Source organism: Bisgaardia hudsonensis (genome assembly GCF_004345785.1).
Taxonomy (GTDB): domain Bacteria; phylum Pseudomonadota; class Gammaproteobacteria; order Enterobacterales; family Pasteurellaceae; genus Bisgaardia; species Bisgaardia hudsonensis.
In genome coordinates, this window is the sequence record NZ_SLXI01000001.1 from 50,474 (window position 1) to 67,309 (window position 16,836).

General features: G+C 34.7%; 16 protein-coding genes. 13 read left to right on the top strand and 3 right to left on the bottom strand.

The features are described 5' to 3' along the window. Positions 1-80 precede the first annotated feature (80 nt). The 5 genes from EV697_RS00275 to EV697_RS00295 all read left to right on the top strand — a co-directional run bounded on the left by EV697_RS00275 (position 81) and on the right by EV697_RS00295 (position 7,252). On the top strand, positions 81-1,226 hold the full coding sequence (locus EV697_RS00275) for an N-acetylneuraminate epimerase (protein WP_132021370.1): 1,146 nt from the start codon (positions 81-83) through the stop codon (positions 1,224-1,226). A gap of 127 nt (positions 1,227-1,353) precedes the next feature. Beyond that, positions 1,354-1,950 carry a GDSL-type esterase/lipase family protein gene (locus EV697_RS00280; protein WP_132022271.1) on the top strand — a complete coding sequence of 199 codons (597 nt, stop codon included), beginning with the start codon at positions 1,354-1,356 and terminating at the stop codon, positions 1,948-1,950. 206 nt (positions 1,951-2,156) lie between these two features. Further along, complete coding sequence (pnp, locus tag EV697_RS00285; protein ID WP_132021372.1) at positions 2,157-4,280, top strand: polyribonucleotide nucleotidyltransferase; 2,124 nt, start codon at positions 2,157-2,159, stop codon at positions 4,278-4,280. Positions 4,281-4,387: 107 nt separating this feature from the next. Then, entirely contained in the window at positions 4,388-5,290 is a 903-nt protein-coding gene (gene nlpI, locus EV697_RS00290; protein WP_132021374.1) for a lipoprotein NlpI, read from the top strand. 135 nt (positions 5,291-5,425) lie between these two features. Beyond that, positions 5,426-7,252 carry a DEAD/DEAH box helicase gene (locus EV697_RS00295; protein ID WP_132021376.1) on the top strand — a complete coding sequence of 609 codons (1,827 nt, stop codon included), beginning with the start codon at positions 5,426-5,428 and terminating at the stop codon, positions 7,250-7,252. A 92-nt stretch (positions 7,253-7,344) separates the two neighbouring features. Here the strand turns inward: EV697_RS00295 and EV697_RS00300 are convergent, their stop codons facing one another. The 3 genes from EV697_RS00300 to EV697_RS00310 all read right to left on the bottom strand — a co-directional run bounded on the left by EV697_RS00300 (position 7,345) and on the right by EV697_RS00310 (position 10,135). Beyond that, on the bottom strand, positions 7,345-8,571 hold the full coding sequence (locus EV697_RS00300; protein ID WP_132021378.1) for a BaiN/RdsA family NAD(P)/FAD-dependent oxidoreductase: 1,227 nt from the start codon (positions 8,569-8,571) through the stop codon (positions 7,345-7,347). A 37-nt stretch (positions 8,572-8,608) separates the two neighbouring features. Next, entirely contained in the window at positions 8,609-9,283 is a 675-nt protein-coding gene (rluA, locus tag EV697_RS00305) for a bifunctional tRNA pseudouridine(32) synthase/23S rRNA pseudouridine(746) synthase RluA (RefSeq protein ID WP_132021380.1), read from the bottom strand. A 147-nt stretch (positions 9,284-9,430) separates the two neighbouring features. Continuing rightward, positions 9,431-10,135 carry a 7-cyano-7-deazaguanine/7-aminomethyl-7-deazaguanine transporter gene (locus EV697_RS00310; RefSeq protein WP_132021382.1) on the bottom strand — a complete coding sequence of 235 codons (705 nt, stop codon included), beginning with the start codon at positions 10,133-10,135 and terminating at the stop codon, positions 9,431-9,433. A 224-nt stretch (positions 10,136-10,359) separates the two neighbouring features. On the opposite strand from EV697_RS00310, the gene ubiE reads away from it, so the two are divergent. From ubiE to EV697_RS00350, 8 genes are all read left to right on the top strand, one after another. Continuing rightward, complete coding sequence (gene ubiE, locus EV697_RS00315) at positions 10,360-11,157, top strand: bifunctional demethylmenaquinone methyltransferase/2-methoxy-6-polyprenyl-1,4-benzoquinol methylase UbiE (protein WP_132021384.1); 798 nt, start codon at positions 10,360-10,362, stop codon at positions 11,155-11,157. 8 nt (positions 11,158-11,165) lie between these two features. Then, on the top strand, positions 11,166-11,801 hold the full coding sequence (locus EV697_RS00320; protein WP_132021386.1) for a ubiquinone biosynthesis accessory factor UbiJ: 636 nt from the start codon (positions 11,166-11,168) through the stop codon (positions 11,799-11,801). A gap of 3 nt (positions 11,802-11,804) precedes the next feature. Continuing rightward, on the top strand, positions 11,805-13,442 hold the full coding sequence (gene ubiB / locus EV697_RS00325; protein ID WP_132021388.1) for a ubiquinone biosynthesis regulatory protein kinase UbiB: 1,638 nt from the start codon (positions 11,805-11,807) through the stop codon (positions 13,440-13,442). A gap of 100 nt (positions 13,443-13,542) precedes the next feature. Continuing rightward, positions 13,543-13,782, top strand: a complete 240-nt coding sequence (gene tatA / locus EV697_RS00330; protein WP_132021390.1) for a Sec-independent protein translocase subunit TatA — start codon at positions 13,543-13,545, stop codon at positions 13,780-13,782. Positions 13,783-13,785: 3 nt separating this feature from the next. Further along, positions 13,786-14,367 carry a Sec-independent protein translocase protein TatB gene (gene tatB / locus EV697_RS00335; RefSeq protein WP_132021392.1) on the top strand — a complete coding sequence of 194 codons (582 nt, stop codon included), beginning with the start codon at positions 13,786-13,788 and terminating at the stop codon, positions 14,365-14,367. A 16-nt stretch (positions 14,368-14,383) separates the two neighbouring features. After that, positions 14,384-15,154 carry a twin-arginine translocase subunit TatC gene (tatC, locus tag EV697_RS00340; RefSeq protein WP_132021394.1) on the top strand — a complete coding sequence of 257 codons (771 nt, stop codon included), beginning with the start codon at positions 14,384-14,386 and terminating at the stop codon, positions 15,152-15,154. 75 nt (positions 15,155-15,229) lie between these two features. Further along, the gene (gene hemB / locus EV697_RS00345; RefSeq protein ID WP_132021396.1) at positions 15,230-16,258 is read left to right on the top strand and encodes a porphobilinogen synthase; all 1,029 of its coding nucleotides are present in this window, start codon (positions 15,230-15,232) and stop codon (positions 16,256-16,258) included. A gap of 36 nt (positions 16,259-16,294) precedes the next feature. Then, positions 16,295-16,663, top strand: a complete 369-nt coding sequence (locus EV697_RS00350; RefSeq protein WP_132021398.1) for a DUF4870 family protein — start codon at positions 16,295-16,297, stop codon at positions 16,661-16,663. Positions 16,664-16,836 lie beyond the last annotated feature (173 nt).

The window sequence follows — 16,836 nt, forward strand, 5'->3', positions numbered from 1 at the left end:
ATTTGAATGATTTAAATTGGTAGCTAGTACTCTGTAAGATCGATAATTTATTTATAGAATTAATTTTTATTGAGGTCATTATGAAAAAAACAGCTTTACATACAGCGTTATTTGCAGCAGTTGCGATGACAGCATTTGCAGCTCAAGCAGGACAATATCCAGATCTTCCTGTTGGCATTAAAGGTGGTTCTGGTGCATTGATTGGTGATACAGTTTATGTTGGTTTAGGTTCTGGTGGAGATAAATTCTTCTCTCTTAATTTAAAAGAAAAAGACGCTCAATGGCAAGAGTTACCAGCATTCCCTGGTGGTCCACGTAACCAACCTGTAGCAGCTGGTGTTGATGGTAAACTTTATGTATTTGGTGGTTTCCAAAAAACTGAAGTGGCAAATAACCAAATTATCAATGATGTTCACGTATATAATCCAGAAGATAATTCTTGGAGCAAAGTAGATACTCGTTCTCCACGTACTGCAGTTGGTGCAAGTTCAGTAACGAAAGATGGAAAAATTTATTTTGTTGGTGGTGTGAATGAAGAAATTTGGAATGGTTTATTCCAAGCATTAACAGCTGCTGGTGATGATAAAGCGAAACAAAAAGATATTTTAGATCCGTATTTTAATATGCGTGCTCAAGATTTCTTCTTCTCATCTGAAATCGCAAGTTATGAGCCGATGAAAAATAGCTGGCGCAATGAAGGTTATTTCCCATACCAAGGTCGTGCTGGGGCTGCATTAGGTCTTAAAGGCGATAAGTTATTGGTTGTTAATGGGGAAATTAAAGCTGGTTTACGTACCCCTACTACTGAGTTAGGTACTATCGGTAAAAATGGTATTTCTTGGAAGAAACTTGGTGATTTACCAGCACCTGAAGGCTATAAACAACAAGAAGGTATTGCCGGTGCAATGGGTGGTTATACAAATGGCAACTATATTGTAACAGGTGGTGCTAACTTCCCTGGTGCTCGTGCTAATTATGCAAAGGGTATTATGGATGCTCATCGTACTGGTGGATTGAAGAAAACTTATCATAGTGCAGTTTATGCTTTAGATGGCAAAAAAGGCACTTGGAAAGTGGTTGGTAATTTCCCACAAAATATAGGTTATGGCGTAGCAGTATCTTACAATAATAAAGTTGTTGTAATTGGTGGTGAAACTGATGGTGGTAAAGCATTAACTGCTGTTAGAACAATGAGCTACGATGGTAAGAAATTAGTGATTGAATAATTAAGTTTGAATAAGACCCCTTTATTGGGGTCTTTTTTATTTTTATTACTGATCGATTAATTAAGGGGAAAATATGCTATTAAATCAAATTATTCCACCAAGAGTATTACACATTCAAAAATTAGGAATGTTATCTGATCAGGATATGTTTTATCGTTATCAAGAAAAAGAATTTGAATTCCAAAAGGATGCTAATATTTCTTTAATTGGGCATTCTTTATTTGATATGTGGTCTGATATAGCACAATATAAGAATGTGTTTGTAAATAAACGTGTCGCAAATTTAGGTATTTCTGGGATAAGCACTTTTCAATATTTAGATATTATTACTCGTCCAAAGCGAATTAAAGAGCTTGGAGAAAATGTATTTATCTTCTTAGGAGTCAATGACATTGTCAAAGAACTTGATTATTCTCCAGAGAATGTTGGGTTATGGTTAAATGAAATTGTAGATGAATTAAGAGAGATTTCACCTAATTCTTATTATCATTTTTTAGAATTAACGCCGGTACGTGATAGAGATAACCTAGATAATAAAGTCATTAGAGAATTAAATGATTATTTGAAATTACATTGTCCAAAAAATGTTAATTTTATTGAAACATATAACTTATTTTGTGATCAAGAGCAAAAAATAAAAGAGGAGTTAACTACAGATGGGGTTCATTTCTCAGAAAAAGGCTATGATATTTTAGCTAAATTACTCATTCAGCATTTAAAATAATAAAAAGTTACCAATAAATAGAAAAGCCCTGTATAATAACAGGGCTTTAGTTTTCCTATTGGCGTGCGACTATCAAAAATGATCTTCACTTCTCGTTTAAAATAGAGTTTTCTTAATCATAATAGCGTCGTCTTTTTTAGATTATTTTTGCTAGTCGCAATTGGAAAATAAAGTATTAGTGTAATTTATTAAAAAAGGAAAACATAGTGAATCCAATTGTAAAACAATTTAAATATGGTCAGCATACCGTAACTTTGGAAACGGGGGCTATTGCTCGTCAGGCAACAGCAGCGGTGATGGCTAGTATGGACGATACAACAGTATTTGTAACTGTTGTGGCTAAAAAAGAAGTAAGAGAAGGGCAAGATTTTTTCCCTTTAACTGTTAATTATCAGGAGCGTACTTATGCTGCTGGACGCATTCCTGGTGGGTTCTTTAAACGTGAAGGTCGTCCTTCAGAAGGTGAAACTTTAATTGCCCGTTTAATTGATCGTCCAATTCGTCCTTTATTCCCCGAAGGTTTCTTTAATGAAATCCAAATTGTAGCGACGGTTGTTTCGGTTAATCCACAAATTAGCCCAGATTTAGTTGCTATGATAGGGGCTTCTGCTGCACTTTCTTTGTCTGGCGTCCCATTTAATGGCCCTATTGGTGCTGCTCGAGTTGGGTTTATTAATGATCAATTTGTGTTAAACCCAACAATGAATGAACAAAAATTAAGTCGTTTAGATCTTGTTGTAGCTGGAACAGACAAAGCTGTATTAATGGTTGAATCAGAAGCGGATATTTTAACAGAAGAACAAATGTTAGCTGCTGTTGTATTTGGTCATGAACAACAACAAGTTGTGGTTGAAGCGATTAAAGAATTTGCTAAAGAAGCAGGTAAACCTCGTTGGGATTGGGTTGCTCCAGAGTCAAATGTAGCATTAGTTGAGAAAGTTAAGACATTAGCAGAAATCCGTTTAGGTGATGCTTATCGTATTACTGAAAAACAAGCACGTTATGAACAAATTGATGCTATTAAAGCAGATGTGATTGCTCAGTTAGTAACTGGAGAAGATGAAACGATTACGGAAGGTAAAATTATTGATATTATTACCGCACTTGAAAGTCAAATTGTTCGTAGTCGTATCTTAAATGGCGAACCTCGAATTGATGGACGTACAGTTGATACAATTCGTGCATTGGATATTTGCACTGGTGTGCTACCAAGAACTCATGGTTCTGCTATATTTACTCGTGGTGAAACACAAGCGTTGGCAGTGGTAACATTAGGTACCGAGAGAGATGCACAAACGATTGATGAGATCACTGGTGAGCGTTCAGATCATTTCTTATTCCATTATAATTTCCCTCCATATTCAGTAGGTGAAACAGGGATGATCGGTTCACCAAAACGTCGTGAAATTGGTCATGGTCGTTTAGCAAGACGTGGTGTTGCGGCTGTTATGCCAGCATTATCTGAGTTCCCTTATGTAGTGCGAGTAGTTTCTGAGATTACAGAATCAAATGGTTCGTCTTCTATGGCGTCTGTTTGTGGTGCTTCCCTTGCATTAATGGACGCAGGTGTGCCGACTAAAGCACCTGTTGCTGGTATTGCAATGGGCTTAGTGAAAGAAGAAGATAAATTTGTTGTGCTTTCTGATATTTTAGGTGATGAAGATCATCTAGGCGATATGGACTTTAAAGTTGCGGGTACACGTACTGGTATTACCGCATTACAAATGGATATCAAAATTGAAGGTATTACTGCTGAAATTATGCAAATTGCATTAAACCAAGCAAAAAGTGCTCGTATGCATATTTTGGGTGTTATGGAGCAAGCTATTTCTACACCTAGAGATGATATTTCTGATTTTGCACCTCGTATCCATACAATGAAGATCGATCCTAAGAAAATCAAAGATGTAATTGGTAAAGGTGGTGCAACAATTCGTTCTTTAACTGAAGAAACTGGCACATCAATAGATATTGATGATGATGGTACAGTTAAAATTGCTGCTGTGGATAATAATGCAGTAAAAGAAGTGATGGCTCGTATTGAAGATATTACCGCAGAAGTTGAAGCTGGCGCTATTTATCAAGGTAAAGTGACGCGTTTAGCTGACTTTGGTGCTTTTGTTGCTTTAGTTGGTAATAAAGAGGGGCTTGTACATATTTCTCAAATCGCAGAAGAACGCGTTGAGAAAGTCACGGATTATCTTGCGGTTGGTCAGGAAGTCGCTGTTAAAGTTGTAGAGATTGATCGTCAAGGACGTATTCGTCTAACAATGAAAGATGTTACTCCAAAGCAAGAAGAAACAACGGATACTATTCTTAATGAAGAGTAGTATTTAAAGTAGTATGATAGTTAAGCGAAAGGTATATTTTACTTAACTATCATTTTTATTCATATTTTATGGATAAAAGTAATATCTGTGCTTAAGGCTTATCTAAAATGATACAACAATCAAAGTTGTTGGTATTTGTAAGATACTTAGTTTTATTATGTTCTATCATTCTACTTGCTAATTGCGCAAGTAATGATAAAACGTTTATTCTTAAGAATGAAATGATGCTCTCTGAGCAACATCCAAATACCCATTTTGAACAAGAGGTTATGATTGTTAGAATAAGCCAAATGTTGCTTATTGGGCGGGTGAGTGATAAAGAACGCGCTAGTTTATATTTTGAACGTGGTGTTCTTTATGATAGTTTAGGATTATGGGCATTAGCTAGGTATGATTTTACTCAAGCACTTGCTTTACAGCCTAAGATGGCATCAATATATAACTATTTAGGGCTTTATCTTTTACTTGATGAAGACTATGATGGTGCATCAGAAGCTTTTAATGCATTAATAGGATTAGATTCTGAATATGAGTATGCTCATTTTAATCGAGGGTTAAATTTTTATTATGCAAATCGATATAGCTTAGCAGAAAAGGATCTTCTCACTTTTTATGAAGGGGATAAAACCGATCCTTATCGTGTGTTATGGCTATATTTTAATGAATTAAAATTTGATGCAAAAAATGCATTAGTAAATCTACGTAAACGTTATGTAGGTTTATCTAAGGATTATTGGGGAACCAATATTATCCAATATTATTTAGGTGAATTATCAGTTGAAGAATTGCAAAAGAAAGCACAGGGTTTTGCACAATCTACATCTTCAAAGTATGCAGAGATTTTAACTGAAACTTATTTTTATCTAGCAAAACAACAACTCAATATGGGGGAGTTAAATAAAGCTGAAGCTTTGTTTAAGCTTGCCGTAGCAAATCAAGTATATAACTTTGTTGAGTATCGTTTTGCATTGTTAGAGCTCGCAAGATTAAAGCGATTTCAAAACAAATAAGCTATAAATTGAGCTATTTAAATTTGCTTACTTTAATTTATGGCACCGGTGTTGTAAAACGAAAAAGTGAACAACAAGTTATAAACCAAAAGAGATGCATATTGAGCCTTTCTTTTTTATATTCGAGAATTTTTAATGACTGAAACTAAAATCACATTTAATGATTTAGGCTTGCCTAAATTTATCCTTAACGCTATTTCTGACCTAGGCTTTGAAAGCCCTTCACCCATTCAACAAGAATGTATTCCGCATTTATTGGCTGGGAGAGATGTTCTAGGTATGGCACAAACTGGTAGTGGAAAAACGGCAGCTTTTGCATTGCCACTATTAGCACAAATTGATATTAATAAAAAACATCCACAAATGTTGGTAATGGCACCAACTCGAGAGCTTGCTATCCAAGTAGCCGATGCTTGTGAGCATTTTGTGAAGCACGCTGATAAAGGTATGAATATTGTTACTCTATACGGTGGTCAACGTTATGATATTCAGCTAAGAGCATTACGACAAGGTTCACAAATTGTAGTAGGAACCCCTGGACGTATTTTAGATCATATTCGTCGTGGTACATTAGATTTGTCAGCATTACAATTTATTGTATTAGATGAAGCTGACGAAATGTTACGTATGGGCTTTATTGATGATGTAGAAACAGTAATGGCAGAGTTACCAGAGAAACATCAAACAGCATTGTTTTCTGCAACAATGCCAGATCCTATTCGTCGTATTACAAAACGCTTTATGACAGACCCACAAGAAATTAAAATTAAATCAAGTGGTAATACTGCACCTGATATTACTCAAAGCTGTTGGTATGTTCACGGTTTTCGTAAAAATGATGCTTTATTGCGTTTTTTGGAAGTTGAAGATTTTGATGCCGCGATCATTTTTACTAGAACAAAATCAGGAACATTAGATATTACTGCTTTGCTTGAGCGTTATGGCTTTAGAGCAGCAGCACTTAATGGTGATATGACCCAACAAGCACGTGAGCAAACTTTAGATCGTTTACGTAATGGTAGTTTAGATATTTTAGTCGCGACTGATGTTGCAGCTCGTGGACTTGATGTCGAACGCATTAGTTTAGTCGTTAACTATGATATTCCATTAGATGCAGAAAGTTATGTTCATCGTATTGGTCGTACTGGTCGAGCAGGAAGAGCTGGACGTGCGTTATTATTTGTTGAACCAAGAGAACGCCGTTTATTAGGCAATATTGAACGCTTGACGAAAAAAGCTATTGAAGAAGTAGAGATTCCAAATCATCTCGCTTTACAAGAGTGTCGTCGCAAAAAATTTGTAGTAGAAATCACTAAGCAATTAGAACATCGTGATTTAGAACAATATCGTAGTTTATTAGAAGATCTATTTACCGCAGATCAAGATCAAGAAGATATTGCAGCAGCGATGTTAATGTTATTACAAGGTAAGAAAAAATTAATTCTACCTGTTGATCCTGTTATCAATAAACGTTCTAATCGAGATAGTGGTGATAGACGCGGTGATCGTCGTGAAAATCCACGCTCATCAGAGCGTCGAGGTTATGGAAAGCCTACTGCTATGGATGTTTACCGCATTGAAGTAGGTAGAATGGATGGTGTTGAAGTCCGTCATATCGTTGGTGCTATTGCTAATGAGGGTGATATTAATAGCCGTAATATTGGACATATTAAATTATATGATAACTATTCAACTATTGAGTTACCTCAAGGCTTACCAAAAGATATGTTAAAGCTATTTGGTAAAACACGTGTTCTAAATAAACAAATGCAAATGTCGTTTATGGGGGAATCACAGGGTGAAGCTCGTAATGATCGTGGTAGCGATAAACGTGGTGGACGAGGTCGCCGTAGTGATGATCGTGGCTCTCGTGGTGGAAATAGTGGTAGTGGTGAACGTAAATTTAAAGAAAAAAGCAACCGCACTTTTAACGAACGCTCAAGAAAAGACGGTCGTAGATAGTTTAATTAATCTTTAATTATTTAATAAAAAGGCAAACCAAAGGTTTGCCTTTATTTGTTTAAAAATAACATAAAGCATAGAAAATTATCTTGCTACTTTTCCATAATCCCTGTTGCACAAGCATAAGCTGAACTCCAAGCCCATTGGAAGTTGTAACCTCCGAGCCAACCAGTTACATCGATGACTTCGCCAATAAAATATAATCCTTTTACTTTGTTGGATTCCATTGTTTTTGAAGAGATTTCTTTGGTATCAATTCCTCCCATTGTCACTTCAGCGGTACGATAACCTTCTGTGCCATTAGGATAAAATTGCCAATGATGAATTAAATTCTCTAAATTTTTTAACCGCACTTTACTTAATTGAGCTAATATTTCATCTTGGAAAAATTGTTGATTTAACCATAATTCTACTAATTTTGATGGTAAAAGCCGAGATAATGCTGTTTTAAGTTGTAATTTTGGTGATGTTAAGCGTAGTGCTTGTAAATATTCCACGATATTTTGATTTGGCAATAAATCGATCTTGACAGATTCTGTAGCCTGCCAATAATTTGATATTTGTAAAATAGCAGGACCTGAAATTCCCCTATGGGTAAATAACATATTATTACTAAAGGATTTTCCTGATTGGGCTGTAACAGTAATGGGTAGAGATATACCAGAAAGTGCGGTATAAAATTTATCAGTTTCTCTCCAAGTGAATGGCACAAGGCTTGCTCTCGGTGAAAATACGTTCAAGCCAAATTGTTCGGCAATTTGATATCCAAAAGCAGTAGCACCTAAGGCTGGCATAGAAAGTCCGCCAGTGGCAATAATTAAATTATGGCAATAATATGTTTTGCTATTTACTTGTAGCTTAAATCGGGCATTTTCTGGTTTTTCAATATCTTCTATATTTTCAATATGTTCTATGCTTTCTACATTTTGGCGTAATTGAATAATCGCATTATGTTGATCACATTCATTAACAAGCATTGATACAATATCTTCTGCACCATTATCACAAAATAGTTGTCCCAGTTCTTTTTCGTGATAAGGAATTTCATATTCTAAAACCTGAGCAATAAAGTCCCATTGGGTGAAACGTGCTAGTGCAGATTTTACAAAATGTGGGTTATGTGAAAGATAATGTTGTGGGCTAACATCAAGATTAGTAAAGTTACAATAGCCACCACCGGACATTAAAATTTTTCGTCCAATCTTTTTACCATTATCAAGCACTAATGTTGGTTGTTTGTGCTTTGCCAGTTTCCCTGCACAAAATAATCCTGAAGCGCCAGCACCGATGATAATGTTTTCTATAAAATTTTCTTTCACTTAGGTAACCTTGATTGTATTTAATTAGTATTTTTTATTAGAAATCTAAAAATGAAAAATCCGCTTCTTTTTGGAAAAGCATTGTTTCTTTTGTTAATGGATGACTAATTTGTAATGATTCTGCGTGTAAGCATAGACGAGGAGATAAGGATTTAGCTAAGGGATTCGCATAAAATTTATCGCCTAAAATAGGGTGTCCAAGTGCTAACATATGTAAACGTAATTGATGAGAACGCCCTGTTATAGGGGTTAATTTTACGCTAGTTGTGTTATTCGGTAAACGAGCTAAAACTTCAAAATTTGTAACCGCACTTTTCCCATTTTGAAAACAAATCCGTTGACGTGGTCGATTCTCCCAATCACAAATAAGCGGTAAATCAACCGTACCACGATCTTCTTTTAAATGTCCCCATATTAATGCACGATAATATTTTTTCGGCTCACGTTCTCTAAATTGGCGTTTCAACTCACGATCAGCAAGTTTACTCATCGCAAATAATAAAATACCACTGGTTGCCATATCTAAACGATGAGCGGGCTCACAAAATCCGTATTTATCTTTAATTCTCGACATTGCACTATCATAATACTTTGGTTTACTTCCTGAAACGGAGAGTAAACCACTCGGTTTATTTATCACCATAATATGATTATCGTGATAAATAATGTCTAAATAAGGTGTTTGTGGAGGATTGTATTCAATAAGTGCCATAATAGTTAATTTCTGATGCGTTTTATTACATTATGTAAGGAGAGTTGGGATTATAGCGTAATTCTGATGGTTGATGAAATAGAATTGAAATAACAATACTCCCTTTCTATATTATTCTTTATTTTATAGAAAGGGAAAGTTTTGAAATTATGCCAATTTAGGTTGCAGACTTTGTAAACCTAATTTACGCACAATATAGCTGAGTAATGCACCATAAGCTGGCACAAATAATAATAAACCAATAGCAAGTTTAAAGAGATAATCGACAATGCCGATTTCAACCCAATGTTCAGCCATAAATGGATCACTACTTGCGTAGAATGCCACAGAGAAGAACATAAATGTATCTGCCATTGTACCGAAAATCATTGAGCAAGAAGGGGCAACCCACCAAGCTTTTAATTGACGTAAGCGGTTAAACACATAAACATCTAGTAATTGACCTAAGGTATAAGCCGCAAAACTTGCAAAGGCAATACGGAATACAAACATATTAAAGTGAGTAAGCACTACCATTCCTTGATATTGTGTATCTGAAAATAAAGTAGAAATAATATAACTAATCACCAGTGCAGGAATCATTACGACAAAAATAATCCATCTTGCTTCTTTTGCTCCAAACACTCGAACGGTAAGGTCAGTCGCCAAAAAGATAAAGGGAAAAGTTAACGATCCCCAAGTTGTATGGAACGAAAAATCATTTAAACCAAGTAAATGCAAAGGTAATGTCATTTCGAAAGAAATTTGTACTAAGTAATTACTTGCTGTAATGATAAGAATATGGAATAAACTTAGAATAATAAGCGAATAGCGTTTTTGTTGATCGCTAACGATCGAAGAAATAGTTTTCATTTTTACACCTTTTTAATTAATAAATTGGGGTGAGGGAACCCAATATGATTTTGTTTTAAGTATATGCAAAAGAAACAAATTTAAAGCTTGTATTTTGCGAGAGCCGAATATTACGGATTTAAAAAAATAATTCAAGATAATTTTAATAAAAATTCTTATTTTAAGGAAAAAAGTTAGGTTTTTTGTTATCCTAAGCAAAATTGTTTTTTGGAGATCATTACAATATGAATAACGAAAATTTCGTTGAAAATCAACCGCACTTGGATAAGCAGACGACTAGTGAAGAAACAACCCATTTTGGTTTTAAAACGGTAGCTAAATCAGAAAAACAAAAATTAGTGGAGAATGTTTTTAATTCTGTGGCGGGTAAATACGATTTAATGAATGATTTGTTATCTTTTGGTATTCACCGTATTTGGAAACGTTTTACCATTGATTGCAGTGGTGTCAGAAAAGGGCATAAAGTACTTGATCTTGCAGGGGGAACAGGCGATTTTACCGCAAAATTTTCCCGCATTGTAGGCAATACAGGAGAAGTAGTTTTAGCGGATATTAATGCAGCGATGCTTGAAGTCGGTCGTGAAAAATTGCGTAACTTAGGCATTGTAGGTAATGTAAATTATGTACAAGCAAATGCCGAAGAATTACCTTTTGCCGATAATACATTTGATTGTGTCGTCATTAGTTTTGGTTTGCGTAATGTTACAGACAAAGACAAGGCACTTCGCTCAATGCTCAGAGTGTTAAAACCGGGTGGACGTTTATTGGTTCTAGAATTTTCTAAGCCGATTTTAGATCCATTAAGTAAGGCCTATAATTTTTATTCTTTCAATATCCTGCCTAAAATAGGTGAAGCTGTCGTAAATGATGGTGAGAGTTATCGTTATTTGGCAGAATCCATTCGTATGCACCCAGAACAAGATATTTTAAAAGAGATGATGGAAGAGGTGGGATTTGAACAAGTATCTTATTACAATCTTAGTGCGGGAATTGTTGCATTACATCGTGGTTATAAATTTTAGGGGGAATAATGAACGCTAACCTTGAATTTTTAAAATCGCAGTTATTGTTTCCCCAATGGCTCAATGCTGGCTTAGAAACCTTACTTAATCAACTAATTGATCGTACAGCACATTGTGAACCTTATTTTCACAAATTAAATGGTAAAGTGTTAGCTATTCGTTTACAAAAATTAGCGACTCCTATTCATTTTATTTTTTCAGAAAAACGTATTGATTTGTTAAATCAGTACGAAGGTGATGTTGATTGTGCCGTAACAGTTGCACCGAGTTTATTGTTAAAAATGCCTAAAAAATCACAAATTAGTGAATATATAAATGATCAATCTATTCAATTACAAGGCGATTTACAAGTTTTACAAGATTTTGTTGGGCTGATTGAGTTTTTAGAAAAAGATCCAGCTGAATTAATTTCACCTTATGTTGGCGATGTGGTAGCACATAGTGCGGTTAGTTTTTTAGGTAATTTTGTCGCGATCATTAAACAAAAATTAACACAAAGCGAAAAATACTGGGGGGAGCGTTTAACAGAAGAATGGCAGTTACTTTCACCAAGTTTAGCTATTGCAGATTTCTGTGATCAAGTAAAAATCCTAGCAAAACAGACCGCACTTTTAGAGCAAAAACTTTTACAATTAGAAAAATAAATAATGAAATTAAACGATTTAAAGCATCTATATAAAATTATTCATACCTTTCTAAGCTATGGTATTGATGAAGTATTACCAGTTAATTCTTATACTCGAGCAATGCGTTATGGACGAAAATTATTTTTCTGGATCCATAATCAACATAAGGATAAAGCTTTTGGTTTACGACTACGTTTAGCATTGCAAGAACTTGGTCCTGTGTGGATTAAACTTGGGCAAATGCTTTCTACAAGACGTGATCTTTTCCCGCCTGAAATTGCAGATGAACTAGCATTATTACAGGATCAAGTAGAGGCTTTTGATGGCAAAATTGCAAGGGAACAAATTGAACAAGCGTTGGGTGGAAATTTAGATAATTGGTTTATAAATTTTGATGAGAAGGCATTGGCATCCGCCTCTATTGCTCAAGTGCATACGGCTATTTTTAATGATAAACAAGATTTAGCGGGCAAAGAAGTAGTAATTAAGATATTACGACCGAATATTCAACCGATAATTGATGCCGATCTTAGTTTAATGTATCGAATCGCAAGTTGGGTTCCTCGTTTATCTTCGGAAGGTTATCGTTTACGAGCTACGGAAGTCATTGAAGAATATGAGAAAACTTTGCGTGATGAATTGGATTTACGAACAGAAATGGCAAATGCAATTAAGTTACGTAATAATTTCTTAGATAGTCCAATGCTTTATATTCCTGAAATGTATCAAGAGTTTTGTCATCAAAATGTGATTGTAATGGAGCGAATTTACGGTATTCCTGTTTCGGATATTGAGGCTTTAAAAGAAAATAATACCAATATGAAATTATTGGCAGAACGTGGTGTGCAGGTCTTTTTTACCCAAGTGTTTCGAGACAGTTTTTTCCACGCAGATATGCATCCAGGAAATATTTTTGTTAATCCAAATCATTCAGACAATCCACAATATATTGGTATTGATTGTGGTATTGTGGGCAAGCTTAACGAAAGTGATAAACGTTATTTGGCTGAAAGTTTTGTTGCCTTTTTTAATCGTGATTATCGCCGAGTGGCACAAATGCACGTTGATGCTGGCTGGACACCAGAGGATACGGATATTGATGCTTTTGAAGAGGCATTTCGTGAAGTGTGTGAACCTATTTTTGCGAAACCATTATCGGAAATTTCTTTCGGACAAGTGTTATTAAATCTCTTTAATGTGGCAAGGGATTTTAATATGCAAGTACAACCTCAATTGGTATTATTACAAAAAACTTTATTATATATTGAAGGCTTAGGACGACAGTTGTATCCTGAGTTAGATTTATGGGATACCGCAAAACCATTTTTACAAGATTGGTTAAAAGAACAAATGGGAGTTAAGGCATTTGTAAATAAGCTAAAACAAAAATTACCTTATTTACAAGAACATCTGCCTGATTTTCCAGAAACTTTGGTTGAGGCATTAAGACAACAAAAATTAATTAATCAGCAATTAAGAGATATTAGTAAAAAGTTGAGTTTACAACAGCGTTGGTGGAGAAAATCCTTTGCATTACTTGCAGGGGGAATGGTATTTTTAGGGACGTTATGGCAGTATCCAATATTACCGAGTAGCTTAAGTGCGGTATTATTTTTATGTAGTTTTATTATTTGGTTAATCGGATTTTTATTACCTTAACTAAAAAAGATGTTAAAATAATCTTATTTAGCTATTGTTCACTCAACTCAAACACGTTATATTCAGCAAGATTTAGTAAATTATTTAACAGGAGATAAAAATGGGATTTAGTTGGCAGCAATTACTGATTCTTTTATTAGTGGTTATCGTTATTTTTGGAACAAAAAAATTAAGAAATATTGGTTCTGATCTTGGTGGTGCAGTAAAAGATTTTAAAAAGGCAATGAAAGACGAATCTTCAAAAGGAACAGAACAAACAGATGCAGAGTTCAAGAAAATTGAAGAAGATGGCGTTGAATCTGTTAAAGCTGAAAAAGCAAAAGAAAAAGAGCAGGCATAATCCGTGTTTGATATTGGTTTTTCTGAATTAATTTTAATTTTTGTAGTGGGGCTTGTGGTATTAGGTCCACAACGACTGCCTATTGCTATTCGTACTGTGATGGGGTGGGTGCGTACTATTCGTGGCTTAGCTGCGAATGTACAGAGCGAATTAAGCCAAGAATTAAAATTACAAGAGTTACAAGAAAGTATTAAAAAAGCAGAAAAATTAAATATACAACAGCTTTCCCCTGAGCTTGCTCAAACAGTAGAAGAACTTAAAGTTTCGGCTCAAAAAGTAAAAGCTGATTTAGAGCGTAAAGCAAGTGAAACTGGTACAGATCTACAAAAGCAAGTTACTGAATTAAAAAATCGTATTGAACAGGAAGATAATTCAGAAAATACTAAAAATTCGACCGCCCTTTCTCCAGAAGAAATCGCAGAATTAGCAGAAGAAGATGAAGAGATGGTTTATCTCAATGAAGATTATTATCCTGATGATACTTTAGCTGATGTAAATTCTTCCCAATCATTAACTACAATTACTGATTCTCGAAATGAGCATACTTTAGAGAAAGATGCTTTAGATAAAAAAGAAAAAGTATAAACGATAAGAGAAAATTATGAGTGTTGAAGAAACTCAGCCATTAATTAGTCATTTATTAGAACTGCGAGATCGCTTGTTGCGTAGTATTGTTGTAGTAGCCATTATCTTTTTAGGGCTAGTTTATTTTGCCAATGATATTTACAGTTTTGTTGCTTCTCCTTTATTATCCGTTTTGCCTAATGGCACAACAATGATAGCAACAAATATTGCTACACCATTTTTTACGCCAATAAAACTAACTGCTGTTGTGGCAATTTTTCTTGCTGTGCCTTTTTTGCTCCATCAAATTTGGGCTTTTGTTGCTCCAGCGTTGTATCAAGATGAAAAACGTCTTGTCTATCCATTATTAATATCAAGTACTTTACTTTTTTATTTAGGCGTAGCTTTTGCTTATTATGTAGTATTTCCGCTAGTTTTTGCCTTTTTAACGAAAACGGCACCAGAAGGTGTAGCGATTGCAACAGATATTAGTAGTTATCTTGATTTTGTACTTGCTCTATTTCTCGCATTTGGTATTTGTTTTGAAGTGCCAGTGGCAATAATTTTACTTTGTTGGGCTGATATCACAACGCCAAAAGCACTTAGAAAAAAACGTCCTTATATTATCGTTGGTGCTTTTTTTGTGGGAATGTTATTAACGCCACCTGACGCTATTTCGCAAACCCTATTAGCTATCCCTATGTGGTTGTTATTTGAAGTTGGGGTTATATTAGCAGGATTTTATCGTTCAAAAGAAAAAGATGATGATGAACATAATCAGAAAAATGAAGACGACATTATAAAATAAGTATAATGAATTAAAAAAACTAGGCGGGCTTAATGTCCGCCTAATTTCATAGAATGAATTAAATAGAGGGATATTATGACTCAACAAATTTTTACAGGATTTCCTACCCGTCGTTTACGTCGTATGCGTAAGCAAGATTTTAGTCGTCGTTTAATGGCAGAAAATAAATTAACTGTCGATGATTTAATTTACCCTGTGTTTATCCTTGAAGGTGAAAATTATCGTGAAGCAGTGCCTTCAATGCCAAAGGTGGAACGTTTAACTATCGATCAATTATTAATTGAAGCAGAATTGTTGGTGAAATATGGTGTACCAGTTGTTGCCTTGTTTCCAGTAATCGATCAAAGTAAAAAATCAGAAATGGCAGAAGAAGCCTATAATCCAAATGGTTTAGTACAACGTGCAGTGAAAGCCCTAAAAGCTAATTTCCCAGAATTAGGAGTACTAACTGATGTTGCATTAGATCCTTATACTATTCACGGACAAGATGGCATTATTGATGAGACAGGTTATGTTTTAAATGACATCACCACAGAAGTATTAGTGAAACAAGCCCTTTCTCACGCTGAAGCTGGGGCTGATATTGTTGCTCCGAGTGATATGATGGACGGTAGAATTGGTAAAATTCGTACCGCACTTGAACACAACGGTTTTATTAATACGTTGATAATGGCATATTCTGCTAAATATGCCTCTAATTATTATGGTCCTTTCCGTGATGCTGTTGGTTCTTCAGCAAATTTAAAAGGTGGCGATAAAAAAACTTATCAACTTGATCCAGCCAATAGTGATGAAGGGTTACAAGAAGTTGCATTAGATCTGCAAGAAGGGGCAGATATGGTAATGGTAAAACCGGGAATGCCTTATTTAGATTTAGTTTATCGTGTCAAAAACCAATTTGGTGTCCCTACTTTTGCCTACCAAGTTTCTGGTGAATATGCTATGCATATGGCAGCTATTGAAAATGGTTGGCTAAAAGAGAAAGAATGTATTATGGAAAGTTTATTATGTTTTAAACGTGCTGGCGCAGACGGAATTTTAACTTATTTTGCTAAGCAAGTGGCAGAATGGATATATTTTGAAAATAATCATTCAGAAAAATAAAGTTATTTTTCCATAAATTCTAAATAAGGAATGTTTATGACGGATACTGATGTAGTAGCAAAAGAATATCTCCTAGAGCAAAACAAACCTTATATGATTGTGACTTATATATTATTTGCAATAGGAATTTTTACAGGCGGATTTATCACTATCATTGGTTTAGTATTGGCTTATATTAAACGTAAAGACGTTGTAGGAACAATTTATCATGATCATTTAACTTATTTGATTAGAACTTTTTGGATTTCTGTTATTGGTAGCATTCTCAGCTTTATATTACTTTTTATTCTGATTGGATATTTAGGTTTTATTTTATTAAGCCTTTGGTATATTTTCCGCATCGTTTATGGATTGATTCAATTACTCAATAAACAACCTGTTACTGCGACAGGTTGGTTTATGTAAGTTTATTTAATTAGAGAAAAGGCTAAATGTTTTAATATTTAGTCTTTTTTTAAGGTAAAAAACAATCGTTGAAAAATAAAATACCACAAAAATGATGCCCCTTAAAACCTAAGTCTTAAGGGGCAGAGCATTACGGTCATTCTTTTCAGAAGCCTTATTGTAGCAACGTTTCT